Origin of the sequence: Mycoplasma sp. CSL7475-4 (assembly GCF_024834065.1) — a bacterium.
GTDB lineage: Bacteria > Bacillota_I > Bacilli_A > Mycoplasmatales > Metamycoplasmataceae > Mycoplasmopsis.
The window spans coordinates 1-19,308 of sequence record NZ_JANUYA010000011.1; the positions used below are offsets into that span (position 1 = coordinate 1).

Annotated in this window: 15 protein-coding genes; 12 read left to right on the plus strand and 3 right to left on the minus strand. The window is 29.9% G+C overall.

The annotated features are described in order from the left end of the window. The coding region (locus NXS15_RS03515; protein ID WP_259290482.1) for a restriction endonuclease subunit S at positions 1 to 684 on the plus strand (684 nt) is incomplete at its 5' end. A 37-nt stretch (positions 685 to 721) separates the two neighbouring features. Here NXS15_RS03515 and NXS15_RS03520 read toward each other — a convergent pair. Then, a complete protein-coding gene (locus NXS15_RS03520; RefSeq protein ID WP_259290483.1) occupies positions 722 to 1,297 on the minus strand; it encodes a hypothetical protein in 576 nt (191 codons plus the stop codon). Position 1,298: 1 nt separating this feature from the next. Next, the gene (locus NXS15_RS03525) at positions 1,299 to 1,832 is read right to left on the minus strand and encodes a restriction endonuclease subunit S (protein WP_259290484.1); all 534 of its coding nucleotides are present in this window, start codon (positions 1,830 to 1,832) and stop codon (positions 1,299 to 1,301) included. Positions 1,833 to 2,222: 390 nt separating this feature from the next. Between NXS15_RS03525 and NXS15_RS03530 the strand changes: the two genes are divergently transcribed. Both NXS15_RS03530 and NXS15_RS03535 read left to right on the plus strand, forming a co-directional pair. Then, positions 2,223 to 3,407 (plus strand): phosphoglycerate kinase, encoded by a 1,185-nt coding sequence (locus tag NXS15_RS03530; RefSeq protein WP_259290485.1) that lies wholly within the window; start codon positions 2,223 to 2,225, stop codon positions 3,405 to 3,407. Between the two features lie 242 nt (positions 3,408 to 3,649). Further along, positions 3,650 to 4,555 carry a GIY-YIG nuclease family protein gene (locus NXS15_RS03535; RefSeq protein ID WP_259290486.1) on the plus strand — a complete coding sequence of 302 codons (906 nt, stop codon included), beginning with the start codon at positions 3,650 to 3,652 and terminating at the stop codon, positions 4,553 to 4,555. A 142-nt stretch (positions 4,556 to 4,697) separates the two neighbouring features. Here NXS15_RS03535 and NXS15_RS03540 read toward each other — a convergent pair whose 3' ends face one another. Then, positions 4,698 to 5,060, minus strand: coding sequence for a PTS sugar transporter subunit IIA (locus NXS15_RS03540; protein ID WP_259290487.1), 363 nt, complete (start codon positions 5,058 to 5,060; stop codon positions 4,698 to 4,700). Between the two features lie 88 nt (positions 5,061 to 5,148). Here NXS15_RS03540 and trpS point away from each other — a divergent pair, with 88 nt between their 5' ends. The 9 genes from trpS (at position 5,149) to NXS15_RS03585 (ending at position 19,199) form a co-directional block, all read left to right on the plus strand. Next, a complete protein-coding gene (gene trpS, locus NXS15_RS03545) occupies positions 5,149 to 6,147 on the plus strand; it encodes a tryptophan--tRNA ligase (protein ID WP_259290488.1) in 999 nt (332 codons plus the stop codon). A gap of 8 nt (positions 6,148 to 6,155) precedes the next feature. Next, positions 6,156 to 7,904 carry a threonine--tRNA ligase gene (gene thrS / locus NXS15_RS03550; RefSeq protein ID WP_259290489.1) on the plus strand — a complete coding sequence of 583 codons (1,749 nt, stop codon included), beginning with the start codon at positions 6,156 to 6,158 and terminating at the stop codon, positions 7,902 to 7,904. Continuing rightward, entirely contained in the window at positions 7,897 to 8,310 is a 414-nt protein-coding gene (locus NXS15_RS03555) for an MAG3450 family membrane protein (protein ID WP_259290490.1), read from the plus strand. The genes thrS and NXS15_RS03555 overlap by 8 nt, the downstream gene beginning before the upstream one ends. 130 nt (positions 8,311 to 8,440) lie before the next feature. After that, a complete protein-coding gene (gene upp, locus NXS15_RS03560) occupies positions 8,441 to 9,067 on the plus strand; it encodes a uracil phosphoribosyltransferase (protein ID WP_259290491.1) in 627 nt (208 codons plus the stop codon). Beyond that, positions 9,067 to 9,744 (plus strand): MPN527 family putative ECF transporter permease subunit, encoded by a 678-nt coding sequence (locus tag NXS15_RS03565; RefSeq protein ID WP_259290492.1) that lies wholly within the window; start codon positions 9,067 to 9,069, stop codon positions 9,742 to 9,744. The genes upp and NXS15_RS03565 overlap by 1 nt, the downstream gene beginning before the upstream one ends. Positions 9,745 to 9,764: 20 nt before the next feature. Continuing rightward, on the plus strand, positions 9,765 to 12,110 hold the full coding sequence (locus NXS15_RS03570) for a leucine--tRNA ligase (protein ID WP_259290493.1): 2,346 nt from the start codon (positions 9,765 to 9,767) through the stop codon (positions 12,108 to 12,110). Between the two features lie 119 nt (positions 12,111 to 12,229). Continuing rightward, positions 12,230 to 15,040 carry an endopeptidase La gene (lon, locus tag NXS15_RS03575; protein ID WP_396888610.1) on the plus strand — a complete coding sequence of 937 codons (2,811 nt, stop codon included), beginning with the start codon at positions 12,230 to 12,232 and terminating at the stop codon, positions 15,038 to 15,040. A gap of 18 nt (positions 15,041 to 15,058) precedes the next feature. Next, complete coding sequence (locus tag NXS15_RS03580) at positions 15,059 to 16,954, plus strand: M13-type metalloendopeptidase (RefSeq protein WP_259290494.1); 1,896 nt, start codon at positions 15,059 to 15,061, stop codon at positions 16,952 to 16,954. Between the two features lie 214 nt (positions 16,955 to 17,168). Then, positions 17,169 to 19,199, plus strand: coding sequence for an AAA domain-containing protein (locus tag NXS15_RS03585; RefSeq protein WP_259290495.1), 2,031 nt, complete (start codon positions 17,169 to 17,171; stop codon positions 19,197 to 19,199). Positions 19,200 to 19,308 lie beyond the last annotated feature (109 nt).

A 19,308-nucleotide genomic window follows, 5' to 3' on the forward strand; every position in this document is an offset into this window, starting at 1 on the left:
CTTCAGCGTAAGTTAGAAAAGCTAGAAAATATAAAAAATACACTTCTTGAGAAGATGTTTGCATCAGCAAAATCGTCTTATCCGGCTATTAGATTCAAAGGATTTACAAACGCTTGAGAACAAAAAAACTTTAAATCCTTGTATTATTTTGCGTCTGAAGGGGGAACACCTTCGACCAAAAATGGCATGTTTTACAAAAATGGAAAAGTACCGTTCGTTAAGATTAATGATATGTTTTCAAAATACATATGAAAAACCGATTCATACATCACTGAAAAAGGGGTTTTGAATTCAAGTGCATGAATTATGAAAGCGAATAATCTTATACTTTCTAATGGTGCAACAATTGGAAAAACATCTATAAATAAGGTTGATTTGGCAACAAAACAGGGAATTTTAGGAATATTACTAAATGATAATTTTGATTTGGAATATATTTATTATTTGCTTAATACATCATATTTTCAAAACGAATTAAAAGTATCATCATATACAACAACTATACCCACACTACCACTTAAAGTAATTGATAAAATTAAATTATTTATAACTAATAATAAAACTGAAATGAAGAAAATTTCGTCATTCTTTAGTTCACTAGAATCAACGGTATCACTTCTTCAGCGTAAGTTAGAAAAGCTAGAAAATATAAAAAATACACTTCTTGAGAAGATGTTTGTTTAAATTCTGTACGTATATCTTTTTGATATACGTTTTTTATTTAACTTTGATAGTTTACAAAATTACACTGAAGAAGTGATATTGACGAATTTATAGTATTTATCAGCAAAAATATTTTGTTTTGCTCTTCAATTAATGGGATAGCGAAATATATACATTTATCATCTTTAAAGGTAAATTTGCTTCTAACCCCGATGCTACTATTAGATTGAATAACGTGTTTAAAATATGTCGTTGAAAAATACAGATTCATAAAATTTTCTGAAACATCATTTTTTGTTTTGAATGTTTCGTATATATTGCTTATTAAGCCATTTTCGTCAAATCTGAATAGTGCTATGGAACCAACATTTATTCTCGATGGATTAAATGCGAAGGAATTTTTCATGATTATTTTTGAATTCTTTTTTCGACCATTAACAGCGATCCCACCGTTAGAAAAAAACTCTTTTTGTAAAACAAAACCATGTTTATTAGTTACGGAAAAACTCCTTAATGATTTATTATCCTTATTTTTTATTGAATATATTTCTATAACTTCTTTTGAATTTTTTTGTTCTCAAGCGTTTGTTGTTTTTTGCGTAGTTTCAAAATTTTTGGCAGTTTTTTTCAACAAATTAACAGGTTTTTGGCTTACACTGAAGAAGTGATGCCATGGTATTCATATTTTCGAATAATTTAGAAATTATTTTCTGCTCTGGTTGAGTAGGCGGGCTTCAAATGTTCATATTTGTTATCATACTCATACGCACTGAATCAACTGTATTTTTTGCAGATTCTTTAATTACCACTGACCTAAAATTACTTGAGAAAAACAAATAAAGATACTTGCTATAAATATTTACGAAATCAGTTATAGCATAGCATCTTTGGTGTAAATCAAATTTGCCATTTATATAATGAAATACTTCCCCTATTTTGCCGTCACCGATTATTATTATTGCTTCGCAATCCATATAGTATTTATCACTATATACTTGCTTGTCAGATCTAATGAAAAAAGGGTATTTTCCATTTGGGTTTTGTTGATCGGAATTAGATATTCCTGTTCTGACTTTAGATATATCACCCAGCCTTTTTTGTTCTCAAGCGTTCGTTGTTTTTCATGTAATTTCAAAGCTTTTGGCAGTTTTTTGAACAAATTTACTCACAAAATCAACGAATTAACCGGTTTCCAGTCTACGCTGAAGAAGTGATATGTTGTCTTCTGTGTTCGAAAATACTGGATATTTTCTTTTGTTCATTTTCAAAATAACTAAAACTATTACATTCTTGTAGCGAATATAATGCAGATGTGTAATTAATGTTCCTTTTTTCAAGGTATTAAAGTCAATATTTAATAATTAAATGTGTTATCAATTCTTTTATTTTTCCTTTTTTTCCGGAAAAAAAGTTGATTTTTTAAATAAAATTGATAAATTTAAATCAGAATAAGAATTGTTTTAGTATTTGTTGTAAGTAAGTGTTTATTTTAATTTAAAATATTAAGTTCTTATTTATTTTATTTAATAAAATTAAATAAACAAACATAGGGAGTTTATATGAAAAAAACAATAAGAGATATTGATCTTAAAAATAAAACAGTAACAATCAGAGTTGATTTTAACGTGCCAATGAAAAATGGTGTTATTCAATCAAATGAAAGAATTGTGGCTGCTTTAGACACAATTAAATATGCTATTGCAAATGAAGCTAAGGTAGTTTTACTTTCACACTTAGGTAGAGTAAAAAGTGAGAGCGATTTAGAAACAAAAACATTGCTACCCGTTGCTAACGAGTTATCAAGATTATTAAAGAAAAAAGTTTACTTTTCACCTTCAACTAGTGGTGCTAACCTTGAAAATGTTGTTGAAAAATTACAACCTGGCGAAATTTTATTAGTCGAAAACACTAGATTTGAAGATTTAAACGAAAAAGCAGAAAGCAAAAACGCAGATTGATTAGGCGAACAATGAGCGAAATTTACTGAAGTATTTATTAATGATGCCTTCGCCACAGCTCATAGATCACACGCTTCAAACGTTGGAATTAGTTCGAGAGTTAAAGAATCGGGTGTTGGATTGTTAGTTGAAAAAGAACTAAACGCATTTGACGCTGCTTTTGCCAATAATTCTCAACCATTTGTAGCAGTTGTTGGTGGAGCAAAAGTTAAAGATAAAATTTCTTACTTAACAAAATTAAGTCAAAAAGCGGACAAAATTTTAATCGGTGGGGCAATGGCCTATACATTCCTAAAATCAAAAGGTTTTGAAATGGGTAAATCTCTTGTCGAAGATGAACAATTAGAATTTGCTAGAGAATTGATGCAAACATCAAAAGCCAAAATTATTTTACCATTAGATAACGCAAGTGTTATAAGTTTTGACGACACTGAATCAATTTTTTCTGAAGATCAAAACGTTTCACCTGAGCGTGACGGAATTGATGTTGGTCCTAAAACTGTTGAATTATTCAAAAAAGAATTACAAGATGCTAAATTAATCTACTGAAATGGTCCATTGGGTGTATTCGAAAAAGACTTTGGTTCATTCGGTACTAGAGAAATTGGACTAACAATTGCAAATTCAAATGCATACACAATCATTGGTGGCGGTGACACAATATCAGCTAGTGAAAAATTCAATTTTAAAGATAAAATTAACCACGTGTCAACTGGTGGTGGTGCTAGCCAACAATATCTTTTAGACCACTTTTTACCAGCAATTGATGCTATCCAAGACAAATAGTTATTACCTTAATTATTTTGCTTAATATTCAATAAACAAACACAATTGATTGAAATCAAGTGTGTTTGTTTTTATTGAGTAAAACGAATATCCATTAGGTTAATTAGCTAATTTTATTTAAGTTCAATGTTTATAGACTTTAATTTACCCATTTAACTAAAATTAATATCGGTTTTTATTATTGATATATATATATATAATTTATTTACTGTGATGTAGTTATTATAAAATGGAGATATTAAATGAGTAATAGTAAAAATTTCAATCTTTTTCTAATGGATGGTGATGTTACAGGAAGAATAAAATGCACGATGGCAAATTGAACTGGGCTTGCGTTCAAGGTTCCGAGACTATATCTTGACAAAAGCAAAGACAGACAAGATTTAAAACAAAGCGGTGTATATTTTCTTTTTGGTAAAAATGATGATGATGAAGATCAAGTGTATATTGGTCAAGCCGGAATTCGTAAAAACGGAGAAGGTATTCTTTTTAGAGTTATGGAACATTTAAAAGATCCGGATTATTTCAACGAAGCTGTTATTCTTACTACTCAAAATAACTCTTTTGGACCGACCGAAATTAGTTATCTTGAAAATAGATTTACCAATATGGCCTCTTCTGCCGATAGGCTACACGTAATGAATTCAAACGACCCCAACGCTGGTCACGTGACTGAAGAAAAAGAGTCTGAATTAGAGGATTTTGTTGAATATTCAAAAATGGCTCTCGGTGTTTTGGGTTATAAGGTTTTTGTGCCTGTTGTTAAGCAAAATATCGAAGATAATAACGATAAAGATGAAGATTTAATGCTTCACCTTTCTGTTGCTGTTGAAGATTCTGGAACTAGTGTTAATTATGAAGCTAATTGTTTGAGAACAAGTGAAGGTTTCGTAGTCCTAAAAGGGAGCGCAATTCGTCTGTCTCATTCCGTGTCCTTGCCTAAATCACTAAAAGAAATTAGAGATAAATGTAGAGCTAATAATGAAATAGTTGATGGCAAATTAACTAAAAATATTCTTTTTAATAGTCCCTCGTATGCATCGTCGTTTGTGTTAGGCAGATCTTCAAATGGAAGAGTTACTTGAAAAACAGTTAAAGATAATATTACCTTGAAAGAATTTGAGGAAAGACAAAATATTGATGAATAAAAATAGAAATATTGATCCAACTTATATCGCAAGGGTCCCGAAAGCAAAATAAAAACAAAAAATTTAAAAAAAATGAAATTAAGAATATGCTCTTAATTTCATTTTTTTGAATAAATTTATAGACAAATACAAAGAATTTTGCTTAGTTATTCGATAATTGCTCAGCATAACTAGCTGCGTATTCGCCCATTATTAAGGTAATTTTGTTCGAAGACATAAATACGCCAGTAGCAAGCTTATTATTCATAATTTGACTTGCTTTTACTGATTCTTTTTTATCAACAACAATAAATAATCTTGATCCGCTCGCTTTGGCACTAGTTATATTTTCTCTCCCTCCTAATAGATCTACAAGACTATTAATTTTATTTTGTGAAACGCTAATATTTTGTTTTCCCGATAAAATGCGTTGGTGTTTTTTGTTTTTCAAATATCAAAACAGTCAGCAAAAACCTAAGGTAACAATTGTTAAAACTACAATAATGAATTTATCTTTTTTCGTCATAGTTTTATTATACTAATATTAATATATATGTGGTAGATATTTTAAAGCAATATAATATAATTAAACCGTATTTTATATGGAGGTTAATATGAAAAAATTAAGACTAATTAGTGGTATTAAACCAACTGGTGACTTAACTTTAGGTAACTATATCGGTGCTCTAAAAAACTTTGTTAAAATGCAAGATGATTATGACGCTTATTATTTTGTTGCCGACTTACATGGTCTAACTACTGGCGGTGTTGATCCTAGTGAAAATATTAGAGCTCGCAAGGAAATTGTGGCAATGTATTTAGCTTGTGGTTTAGATCCACAAAAAAGTACAATTTTTTATCAATCTGATATTTACGAACACGCATATGCTCAGTGATTAATGACTTCAGAAGTTTCGCTGGGTGAATTGAGCAGAATGACTCAATTTAAGGATAAGGCGCAAAAATTGGAAAAACAAGACAACGGTACTGAGAAAATTCCTGTCGGTTTATTGATGTATCCAGTATTAATGGCTGCTGATATCTTGATTTATAACGCTGATGTTGTGCCAATTGGTGAAGATCAAAAACAACATATGGAATTAACTAAAATTATTGCCGAAAGATTGAATAAAAGATACAAAACTCAATTCAAATTACCTAAAGGCGTTATTCCACCTGTGGGAGCACGTATTAAATCATTAACTAATCCAGAATCAAAAATGTCTAAAAGTGATAAATCAGTTAAAGGGACAATTTATTTACACGATAATCCTGATGTTGCTTACAAAAAAATTATGAAAGCAGTCACTGATTCAGAAAATAAAGTTTATATAGCCGACCATAAGCCGGGGGTATTGAACTTATTGAATATTTACGCATCATTAGCGGAAATAACACTCGAAGAAGCAGAACAAAAATTTAAAGACGCAAATTATGTTGAATTTAAAACAGCAGTAGCCCAAATTGTTAAAGATGAGTTGATTAAAGTTCAACAAAATTACGAAAAAGCTAAATTACACATTGACCAAATCGTTGCACAAGGCGCACAAAAAGCTAAATTAATTTGTGAGCCAATTGTTAAAGACTTAGCAACTAAAATGGGTTTTAACTAGAGGTATTTATGAAAATTAAAGCAAACAAATTATTAAATCATACTTGCTCACACTTATTAGGGGCAGCGGTTGAAAAATTATATCCAGGTGTAAAACTTGGCTTTGGACCAGCAACCGATGAAGGTTTTTATTATGATTTTGAATTCAAAGAACCTATCAGTGATCAAGAATTAAATAAAATTGAAAAATTAATGAAAAAACTTGCTAGTCGTAACTTAGTCACAATCCAAATTGACGAAAGTGAGTATGATTTCACTGACAAACCGTATAAAAAAGAGTTATATGACGAACTAAAACAAAAAGGTGAAAATATAACTTTTTACGCTTTACAAGATCCGTTGAATAAAGAAATAGTATTTAAAGATCTTTGTGCTGGTGGCCATGTTGAAAGTACAAAAAACATGAAAAACTTTAAACTACTTTCTTTAGCCGGTGCTTATTGAAGAGGCAATTCAGACAATATTCAGTTAACTAGAATTTACGGTACTGCGTGAGAAAATAAAGATGAGCTGGACGCATATTTAGAACTTTTAAAAGATCGTAAAGAAAGAGACCACCGTAAAATAGGTAAGGAAATGAAAATTTTCACAGTTCATCCTTTAACCGGCCAAGGTTTCCCAATATGACTTGAAGATGGAATGTATATTCACAATGAAATTCGCAATTTAGTATTGAAAATGGATAGAAAATACGGCTTTACTGAAGTTTTAACTCCTCATTTTGGTAATGAAGAGTTATACAAAATATCTGGTCATTTAGCTCATTATAAAGATGATATGTTCGCACCTTTGATTGTCGAAAAAGAACGTTTAATTCCTCGGCCAATGACTTGTCCGCACCACAATATTTGCTACGGACTGGAAAAAAGATCATATCGTGACTTACCAATCAGATATTCTGAACAATCACAACTTTATCGTTACGAAAAATCTGGGGCTTTAACTGGCCTTGAACGTGTGAGAGGAATGCTCTTAACTGAGGGTCATTTATACGTGAGAGAAGACCAAATTTTTGACGAAATTGTTCGAATGTACAATCAAATTGATGAAACCTTAAAAATCTTTAAAACCCAAATTAGTTTTATTTCACTTTCGCTTAGAGATCCTAACGATAAAGACAAATATTTCAATGATGATGAAATGTGAAATAAAAGCGAAAAAATGCTTAAAGACGCTTTAGACTCAATGAATGTTAAATATGAAGCAATTACAGGTGAAGCAGCATTTTACGGACCTAAAGTTGATATTCAAATTCACACAGCATTAGGACATGAAATTACTGTGGCTACAATTCAGTTAGATTTCTTACAACCAATGAGATTTGACTTAAAATACACTGATAAAGACGGCAATGATACTCGTCCAGTAATGATTCACCGTGGCTTAATCGGTACATATGAACGTTTTGTTGCAATATTATTAGAACAAACTAAAGGAGTATTGCCATTCTGATTGGCGCCTAAACAAATAACTGTTATTCCAGTTAATTTAGAAGAAAACTTGGCCTATGCCAAAGAAATTACTGACGAATTATTTGCCCATGATTTTCGAGTAAAATTAGATGATAGAGATGAAAGATTGAACAAAAAAATTCGTGAAGCTCAAATTTCTAAATCTAAATATCAAGTGATTTTAGGTCAACAAGAAGCTATTGATAAAACAATTTCGTACCGTAAATATGGTGAAAACGAAACTTATACAGTAACATTAAATGAGTTTATCTTAATGCTAAACGATCTAAAAGCTCATCATGAATAAATACGCACCACTACGCGCAGTATTTTATATTTCCTTCGCTTTTGTTTTGCCTTTGCTAATTATTTGACTAATCGCAACTAAAGATTTCAATAACCAAATCATAACCAATAAAAATATCATTATTTTTGTGCCAATATCAATATTTTTAATAGCGACATTAATTAATGTTATCCTAGTTAAATTCAATATCTTAGAAATCAAATCATTGAATTTTTCAATACCGATAGGGATTTTATTTTTGAGTGTTATCTTGCTTTCTTTAAGTGCACTAACGGTTTTTTGAAAGCTTTTAATTGCGATTGGAATTGTGATTCCGATGACATTAATTGTCAATATAATAACTGGCAAAATTGAAGATTTTCTGGAAAATAAAGCAAAACAAATTAAACCCCAAAATGAGGTTTAATTTGTTTTTTTTATGAAAACACAGCAATATTAGCCTTGTTATGAGTAAAGATTAATAAAACATTTTTTCTGCATAATTTTATATGTTATTATTTAAGTTATATATTAATCTTAATTTATGAAGAGGTGAAATGTTAAAAGTTATTGAACATCCGTTAATTTCTATAAAACTAACTAATATGCGTGATAAAAATGCTGATCACTCAGTATTTCGTCAAAATTTAAACGAAATAGCATCATTAATGGTTTACGAAATTATGCGTGAATACCAAACTAAACCGAAAACTGTTATTACTTCGCTTGACAAAGAATTTGCTGGTAAAACTTACGACAAAGAAATTGTTATTGTGCCAATTTTAAGAGCAGGTTTAGGAATGACAGAAGGATTATTGCAATTAATGCCTAAGGCACGTGTGGGACACATTGGGTTATATCGTGATGAAATCACTCACCAACCTGAAACATATTTTTACAAAATGCCTGAAGTTCCTAAAGATAGTTATATTATTGTTGTTGACCCAATGCTGGCTACTGGTGGTTCAGCAGCTGATGCAATTCAAAAATTGCGCTCAGATGGCTTTAATAATATTCAATTATTGTGTTTAGTGGGTGTGCAAGAAGGTGTTGATAGAATAGTTCAACAATTTGGCGAAGATTTTAAAATCTATCTAGCAGCTCTCGATCCAAAACTAAATTCAAATAAATATATTGAACCAGGTTTAGGAGATGCTGGTGATCGCATCTATGGTACGAAATAATGCGTTACAATTCTAGAAGGACTATTTTTAAAATAGTTTTAAGCGGTTTATTTTTAGCTTTGGCAATTATTACTGATTTTATCGGTTCTTTTTTACCATTTAACTCGTTTCTAAAATTTAATTTTTCATTAGTTTTTTCTTTAGCGGCATTTAGACTTTTAGGATTTAGATGGGGATTATTAATACTGATAGGAATTTTTGTAATTGGCCCTTCCTATTCTGCCCTAGGTTATGATCCCACCGGATTATTAGGTCAAGGTATGCTAATTATTTCCCAGGCAGTATTTATTCTATTTTATTTGCTAATTTTTAAGTTATTTAGCAAATTATTGTCGAATCATAAACACAGTAAAAGAGAAATTTATGCAAATTTAATTGCTTTTATCGTTTCAACATTTTTGGCAAGTATTGCCTTGACACTGATTAACTTATTTATTGCCACACCCGTCTTTTTCTATTTATTTAAATATTTACCTGACGCTAGTTTTTGAACTTTATATAAAAATTATGAAGCAAACTTTAAACCATTTTTTTTCTTTATACCGAATTACTTTTTAGGTGGTTCAGTTGTGTTTATGAGTTTCAATTTAGCAAATTACTTAATAAACTCAATCTTTTTATTCGGTATATTCGCTACTTTTGCTCGTAGCAGCTTTACTTATCATTTGAACAATTAACAAAACAAAAGGATAGCATTATGACAAAAAAATTTAATTATAATCAACAAGAAATTGAGTTAAAGTGACAAAAATATTGAGATGAAACTCAATATTCAATTCCTTTAGATAATTCAGATAAACCTAAAAAATATATTTTGAGTATGTTCCCATACCCATCAGGAAATATCCACATGGGACATGTTAGAAATTATTCAATTAGCGATGTAATGGCACGTTATTACCGCCGTAAAGGTTTTAATGTTTTACACCCATTTGGTTGGGATGCTTTTGGTTTACCAGCCGAAAATGCAGCTGTTAAACATGGTATTCATCCTAAAAAATGAACCTATGAAAATATTGCAAAAATGAATCCACAATTAAAAAGATTAGGTATTTCGTTTGCGTGAGGAGATCGTGAAGTTATTACGAGCGATCCTGAGTACACTAAATGAGAACAAATGTTATTTATCCAAATGTGGGAAAAAGGTTTAGTATACCGCAAAAAATCACCACTAAACTGGTGTGAAAATGACCAAACTGTCCTTGCTAACGAGCAAGTTATTGATGGTTTTTGTTGACGTTGCGATCAACCTGTGGTTCAAAAAGAAATGGAACAATACTTCCTAAAAATTAAAGATTATGCCCAAGAGTTGCAAAATGATTTAAACACACTTACAGAACGCTGACCCGAAAAAGTATTAACAATGCAAAAAAGATGAATAGGTTTTGAGCACGGAAATAAAGTTGAATTTGACATTTTTTGTGAAGATCAAAAAATAGACACTTTGAGTATTTTTGTTAAAGATGTAGAAGAGTTAAAAACATTTGATTTCTTTTCAATCTCTGCATCTCATCCGCTAGTGCAAAAAATGACTAATCTTGGATTAATCAGTCAACAAGAGAGTGAATTTATTGAAAAAATTCAATCAAGAGCCATTGCTAAAGATTTTTCACAGCAATTAGGACTAAAACTTAATATTTATGCTAGCTCAAGTTTAAATTCGCATAAATACCCAGTAGTAGTTAGTGATTTTGCTTCAATAGGTGCTAGTGATCGTGTTGTTCTTGTGAATGGTAATAAGCTAAAAAGTCATTACGAGTTTGCTTTAAAAAATAATCTGCCAACACAACAAAACAATTTTGAAATAGATAGCACTAATTTAGAAAAAGACGTCCAAATGAACTTGCGAGATTGAGGTATTTCCAGACAAAGATATTGGGGAGCACCGATCCCTATGATTCATTGTGAAGTTTGTGGAGTAATACCTGAATCAATTGCTAATTTACCAGTTTCTTTACCTGAAGAAGTTGATTTCACAAAACCGGGTAATCCATTACAAACCAATCCTGAATGATTAAATGTTAAATGTCACCAATGTGGAGCTGATGCAAAACGTGAAACAGACACCTTTGATACATTCTTTGAATCAAGTTGATACTTTTTAAGATACACCGTGCCACCTAAATTACGCTCACAAGTCGCTATAGATAAGGATTCTTCAAAATACTGAGGTCAAGTTGACGAATATATTGGTGGTGTTGAACACGCAATTTTACACCTATTATATGCTCGCTTTTTCAATAAAGTTTTAGCTGATTTAGGTTATGTAGATTTTAGAGAACCCTTCGCTAATTTATTAACACAAGGAATGGTGCTTAAAGATGGTGCTAAAATGTCAAAATCTAAAGGTAACACAGTTAGCCCTAATGATGCGGTCGCTAAATATAACGCCGATACATTAAGACTATTTATTTTATTCGCCGCCCCACCTGAAAAAGAACTTGAATGATCAACTTCAGGGATTGAAGGTAGCAGTAAATTTATTCAAAGATTGATTGAAAAAGCAGCAAAACTAGATGTTGTAGATTTCAAAAACATTGATGTATCAAAACTAAACCAAGATGAAAAAAATGCACGTCGCAAACTTTACTTAGGATTGAAAAAACAAGAAGAAATATTTAATGATCGTCGCAATGGCTACTCATTTAATACATTAATCGCTTGATGTATGGAAACAATGAACGCCTATGACAAAGTTGATTCTAACCAATTAAATACTGAGTTTTTCTATGTGATATTAAATCTATTAGAACCTTTTATACCTCACTTAGCATGAGAATTATCATCAAGATTTTTTGATTTAAAAAACCTTTATGATTTTGATATTGACCATAAAGCATTAGAATCAGACACTATTAATTATGGTGTTACAATTAATGGTAAAATGCGTGGCCAAATTAGTGTTGATAAAAACGAGAATGTTAAAGATAATGTAATTGCTAAAGCAAAACTTGAAGTATCGAATTGGTTAAAAGATGCCGAAATTGTTAAAGAAATTTTTGTCCCAAATAAAATAGTAAACATAGTTATAAAGGCTAAGTAAGCCTTTTTTCTATTTATATGCAACTAAAATAATAAATTTTCACAATTTTTTTTATTTTTAGCACTCTAACTCGCTTTGTGCTAAAATATATTCAATAATAGGAAATGAAAGAGGTAAAAATGAAAGAGAAATTTTTAATCACCAGATTAGGATATCCTAAATTATCAAATAGTGTGATTTACGGTCACGAAGTTAGAAAAATTGATGTAATACCTTATGGCTCATTTTGAACCGAAGAATACTTAACACAATTACAAAATAAAGTTAATAATCAAATTGAAAACGAAGAGGAAATGTTGAATGCGGAAAATGTTGATTCATCAGAACGCAAAGATGAATACTTAGTTTTAGCATACAATGTTGTAGATCTTGATTTAATTCAAAAAAATGAAGCTAAAGCTTACGAGGAATTAACTTCAGAAGATATTGAATCATTTGTAACATTTGCTCGTGTTAAAAAAGTAGTCAAAAAAGAAAATGGTGTTTGATCACTACTTTTAGCGGGAATTAGCAGACATATTTGAAAAGATATGTATGATCAAGAAGGCAATAAAACAGAATTAATAAAAGACGCATTTGCGATGGAAACAGTCAAAATTCCATACAACGACGATGTCGAAAAATTTGTGGAATCAACTGCAATGTTGAGTCAAATCGAAGAAGCAGTTACCCAATTAGCACAAACAACCTTATGAGCAAAAATCACATTTACAGTTGTTGAAAACAGTCCATATTCATTAGTTAATACTGATACTAACGAAAAAGGATATGCTGGTTATGATACAAATATGAATTTTTCTTCATTAATTGATGTAGTTGCTTCGATTTCATACTATAGTGGGGTAGATAGCTTAACTAAACTAAAAATGTTAAGTAGCGAAAATATTCAAGAAGCTATTTATATAGTATCTAATTTTATTCGTAGATTTTACTTTATTAAAGATCTTTCACCAAAAGAGAAAAAAGAATTTGAAAATATTGAATTATTTAGTGATTTAATAGGCAAAAGAAAAATGCCTAAAGAATTAGAAGACGATACTTTTGTTTTTGAACCTACAATGAAACCAAGAAAAAAAGAAAAAGAGTCGGTTTCAAAATACTCAATTGAAGATGAAATCAATAAAAAAGTAAAAGATAATCTAGAAAAACAACAAAGAGAATATCTACTTAAAGAAAAATTAAAATCAATAAAAGAAATTTTACAATCAGAAGATTTAGATCCTGAAGAAGAAGAATCAGAATATTCAAAAATCATGCGTAATGATAAAAAAGCAAAAATGTTCCCTGATTCAGTAACAAAATTGATTAAAAGTGAAACTTCAAAATTAAAAGGAATGATGTCAGGAACTCCTGATGCCAATATTACTGGTACATACATTAACACCTTAAAATCACTTCCATGAAGAAAAGTAGAAGTTGAAACATTAGATATCAAAAAAGCAAGAGAAATCTTAGACAAAAACCATTACGGTTTAGGTGAAGTGAAAGAGAGAATTATTGAATATCTATCATTAATCATCAATCACAAAAATGAGATAAGAAAAAACAAAAATAAAACTCTATTACCTTTTGACAATGGACACCAAATTGATTTAGAATTATTCAAAGAAAATCAAGAAAATTCAACAAAAATACAGAAAAATTTCAATAATGTTCCAATTTTAACTTTAGTAGGTCCTCCTGGAACTGGTAAAACATCATTAGCTAGAGCAATTGCTGAAGCTCTAAACAAAAGTTACATTAAAATCTCACTAGGTGGGGTTCACGATGAAAGTGAAATAAGAGGTCACAGAAGAACTTACGTTGGATCAATGCCTGGTAAAATTATTAAAGCTGTTCAAAAAGCAGGTGTCTCAAACCCATTAATTTTACTTGACGAAATTGATAAAATGTCTTCAGATTATAAAGGCGATCCATCGTCAGCGATGTTAGAAGTGCTAGACCCTGAACAAAACACAAAATTCCAAGATAACTACTTAGAACATGAATATGACTTGTCAAAAGTTATGTTTATTGCAACTGCTAACTATTACGAAAATATTCCAGCACCTCTATTGGATAGAGTGGAAATTATTGAGTTGAACTCATACACAACAAGCGAAAAAATCAAAATTGCGAGAGAACATTTAATTGCAATTTCTATTCGTCAAGCTCATTTAAAACCAGAACAATTCGAAATTGAAGATGATGTTATTGAAGCAATTATTAAAAATTACACAGCCGAAGCCGGTGTGCGTGCTTTAAAACGTCAATTTGATAAACTAGCACGTAAAATAGTAACTAAAATTGTTTCAGGCGAAAAAATTGAAACATTCAAGATTGATAAAGAAACTGCTTTTGAATTACTTGGAACTCCAAAATACAGTGAAAACAATAAAGTGGGCGAACCTCAAATTGGTGTTGTAAATGGTTTGGCTTACACATCAATTGGTGGAAGCACCTTACAAATTGAAGTTAGTCCATATCCAAGCAAAAACGGTGGCTTTAAATTAACCGGTTCATTAAAAGATGTAATGAAAGAATCGGCAGCTATTGCATATTCATATGTAAGATCTAATGCCAAAAAATTTGATATTGATTTCAACTTTGAGGAAAATGAAGTACACATTCACGTTCCAGAAGGAGCTGTACCTAAAGACGGACCAAGTGCCGGTGTTACTTTCACCACTGCTTTAATTTCTGCATTAAGCAACAAACCAGTTGGCCAAGATGTAGCGATGACTGGTGAAATTACTTTAAGAGGCCGTGTCCTTGAAATCGGTGGACTAAAAGAAAAATCGTTTGCGGCGTATAAAAAAGGTGTTAAAACTGTATTTATACCTAAATCAAACCAAAAAAACTTGAAAGACATTGCTCAAGAAGTTAAGGAAGCAATTAAATTTATTCCAGTCGAAAGCTATGATGAAATCTATGAAGTTTTATTTAAATAAAAAAAGAAGGAGAAAAAAATGAAATATGAAATAAAAGATGATTTGTTTAAATCGGTAAATAATGAATGATTAGAACAAACTGAAATTCCATCTGATCGAACATCGATAGGCGAGTTCGTGAGATTGGATATTGAAAACGAAAAAATTGTCGCACGTCTAGCGAAAAGATTAGTAAAAAAGGATGATGAAGGAAAATTAATTGATCAAAATTTACAAAATTTTGCTCGTTTCTACAAATTAACCGCTAACTTTGAACAAAGAAACCAAAGAGGTGTTGAACCTTTAAGACCATATTTGAATGAAATATTAAACATTCAAAACATGGATGAATTAATGACAAAATATGTAGATTTTTTACTAAAAGATTACCCTTTACCAATTGATTTTGGTGTAGAAAGTGATTTTTTAGACTCGCAAAAACAAACATTATACGCAGGTATAGCTAGTCATATTTTGCCTGATAAGGATCATTATCAAAACGAGGAAATCAAAACTAAATTTTTAACATCATTCAAAAAAATGGCGAAAAAATTATTAACTCCTTACATCGACGATGTTAAACAAGTTAATAAATTAATTAAATTGACTTTACAATATGATGAATTAATTGCTAAATATTCTTTAACATCATTACAAAAAGTTAAATACACCGAATTATACAAACCATATAAATTCAATCGTATCGCTAATAGAACTAAAAACTTTGACTTTAGAGAAGTAGTTAGCTCAATAATTAATAAGGAAGTCGATGAAATAGTTTTCAGTGATGACAATTTTGCTTTAAATATTGATAAATTATTTTCTCCAAAACATTTTGAAAAAATTATTGCATGAATCGCAGTTAAATTTATTATTCGCTTTTCAAAATACTTAGATGAAAAAACAAGAACTATAGCCTCACAATATTCTTTAAGTGTGAGTGGTCAAGCTAAAGTAGAAAATAAAAACAAATATGCTTTAAAATTAGCTTTATCTTACTTTAACATTCCAGTTGGTACATATTATGGGCAAAAATATCTAGGTGCCAAAGCAAAACGAAACATAGAAAAAATGGTTCAAAATATGATTCAAGTTTATAAAAATAACCTTGAAAACAACACTTGACTAAGTAAAGAAACAATCAAAAAAGCCATAATTAAATTGAATGCTTTAGGCGTGCATATTGGCTATCCAAAAGAATTAAGACCTTACTATAAAGATTTAGTTGTAAGTTCAGACTCAATTATTGAAAATGTGTTTAATTTCAATAAAACATACTCAAAATATAAATTTTCTCAATACTTAGAACCAATCAATAAAAATTATTGAGGAATGTCACCAGCTACTGTAAATGCTTATTATCACCCAATGTATAACCATATAGTTTTCCCTGCCGCTATATTAAATGGTGCCTTTTATTCAATCAATAACACATCATCACAGAATTACGGTGGTATTGGTGCTGTTATTGCCCACGAAATATCACATGCTTTCGACAATAACGGAGCCAACTTCGATGAAAAAGGTAATTTAAATATGTGATGAACACCTGAAGATTTTGAAAAATTCGGGCAAAAAACAAAAGCTATGATAGATCTATTTGATGGTGTAGAAACTGATTATGGTAAATGCAACGGAACTTTAACCGTCAGCGAAAATATCGCCGATGCAGGTGGTGTAGAGAGTGCAATTACAGCCGCAAAAATGGAAAAAGATTACAATGCACAAGAATTTTTCATTAACTGAGCCAGAGTTTGAAAAGCTAAATATCAACCATTAACAGCTCAAAGATTATTAGAAAGCGACCCACACGCCCCAACTAATTTAAGAGCAAATATTCAAGCAGCAAACAGACAAGAATTTATTGATGCTTTCAATATTAAAGAAGGCGATGGAATGTTTATTCCTGCTCATAAGCGTGTAAAAATTTGATAGATAAAAATCATTAGACCGAATCGTAAAGATTCGGTTTTTTGTATAAATTTATTGAAAAACAAAGCAATAATGCTTTTTTTATGGGCCTAATATCTTTCTGAAAAAACATAATTTTAACTGAATATTGACTGAAAAAATAAGTGGCATTTACAGGATATGGCAATCATTTTGTTGACTTATTTTTTTTGATAAAATAGAAATATAAGGTGAAAAAATGGAATTAATTATTCATATAAATAAAAATAAAAAAATGGAAATTGGCGACAGTAAACAAGTAGCCGAATCAGGGGAGAGCCGTTTTAATTATTACATTAAAGATCATTTAGAGTCATTTGTTAAAAAAGAACTTACACTCGATTCAAATATAGAAGAATTTTTTGAGCGAATACAATCATCAATTAAATCTTATTATATCGTTAACAACGATCTTTTTTTTATTGAGTCAAAGGATAAAATTAGAGTTGATTCGCTTGTTTTTATGATCTTTTTAAAAGATGATGAAAATATATTTAATAATAGAAAAAATGTTTGTATTTATGTTAAGACGAATTTCGATGAAGAAAAAGAATCAAGTTTTGAGTTCAATCGAGTGGGAATATTAGATGATTTTGATGAGAAACATTTAAGTGAAAATGGATATAAAAACTGCGCTGACATTAATCTAATTTTCTCTTTCTCAAAACGCAATAGCTTTCAATTAACGACTAGTATGTTAAAACAAATAGTTATTGAGTCACACAAAGAGTCAAACATTTTTAAATCAGGCCGTAAGCAACAAAATGGCATGGTTAAATTAGATAAAACGCTTAGCTTTTATACTGATTACATTTCAAAACAAAAGCGAAAATATGATAGATCAAATCTAAATAATATTTTTCCTATTGTCTTGAGAATGGATAGTGAAAATGAAGTAACTAAATTTTTAATGCGAATTGAAACGCCCGAACATAACTCTGAATTTGTTGATGTGGTTAATAACGGTAAAACATCGTTATATTTTTACAACACTGACGATAGCGAAGAAAAAATTGTTTTAGATACAAGAATATTGAAATTTAAGCCTTTTGATATGGTTGGCCTTTTAGAAAAACATATTAACGATCTTAAGAAAATAATTGATGAAAACAATAAGTCGATAAAGCTAAACGACGAAAAATATTTAAATAAAGACAAGCGTGACCAAATCGATAACCTAAACACAAAAATAATTTATCTCAATGAAGAAATTTCTAATTTAGAAAGCGAAATAGAAGATTTAAATAGTCAAGTTAATAAAAAAAGCAAAAAACATACACCTGATGACAATAATGAAGATTATGAAATGTCAATTGTTAATTTAAATCTTACTGAGAAAAGAAAAGAATTGAAGATAAAAAATGACGAGAAAAGTAGACTCGCAAGTCAATATGAAGAATATAAAAAAGAATATGATTTTTGAGAAAAAGAAAACGAAAAATTAGCTACCACAAATAGTTCAAATCAAAAAATAATAACAGATTCTCAAGAAACTATTTGGAAACAAAAAGGCAAATTTGATTATTACGAATTTTCAATAAGAAATAGTGAATTAAAAAATCTTAGAATTGAAGAAATTAAGAAAATACATATTAGTAGAATCAAAATCGTTAGAGGCTACTTATCTAAAATTTTCAAAGAAAACAATAATTTTATTATTACTGATGAAGATTACGGAAGTTATAGCAAACACAAAAGATTTTATAATTCATTGAGAAATTTCAAATCAGGGCAATACAAAAATCCGCTTTTAGCAAAATCAATAGAAAATCCACAGTTTTTTTCAGTCAATGAAGAGAATATAAATGATTATAGTTTAAATTTACCATCGGTGATCAGGCTAAATGATAAACAAGAACAAGCAGTAAAAAAAGCCATTTTAACTCCTTGTCTTTCTTATTTACAAGGTCCTCCGGGAACTGGTAAAACACAGTCGGTAAGTGCCTTAATTTATCATATTATCAATAATAAACATAAAAATGTCTTGTTAATGTCTTCGACACACGAAGCAATTTTGAACGCTTTTGACCGTATCAACGAATTAACGGAAGATGATCCTAATTTTATTTTCTATAAAACCATTCGCAAAAGAAATGACAAAAATATTAAAACCCAAAACACATTAGAAGAAAACGACGATGTATCAAACATATTTGACTTAGATCACGCTTTTTATAATTTTTCATTATCAATTATTAAACATAATTTAAAAGGATCGGTAAAAAATTAGTGTGTTAGCTGAAAACCTAACTAGTTAATTTTTGATTAATACCATTATACCTAATTTTTTTCAGAAATTTTTAAGATTTTTGCGTTTTAAAAACTGGTGCAAAAAAATA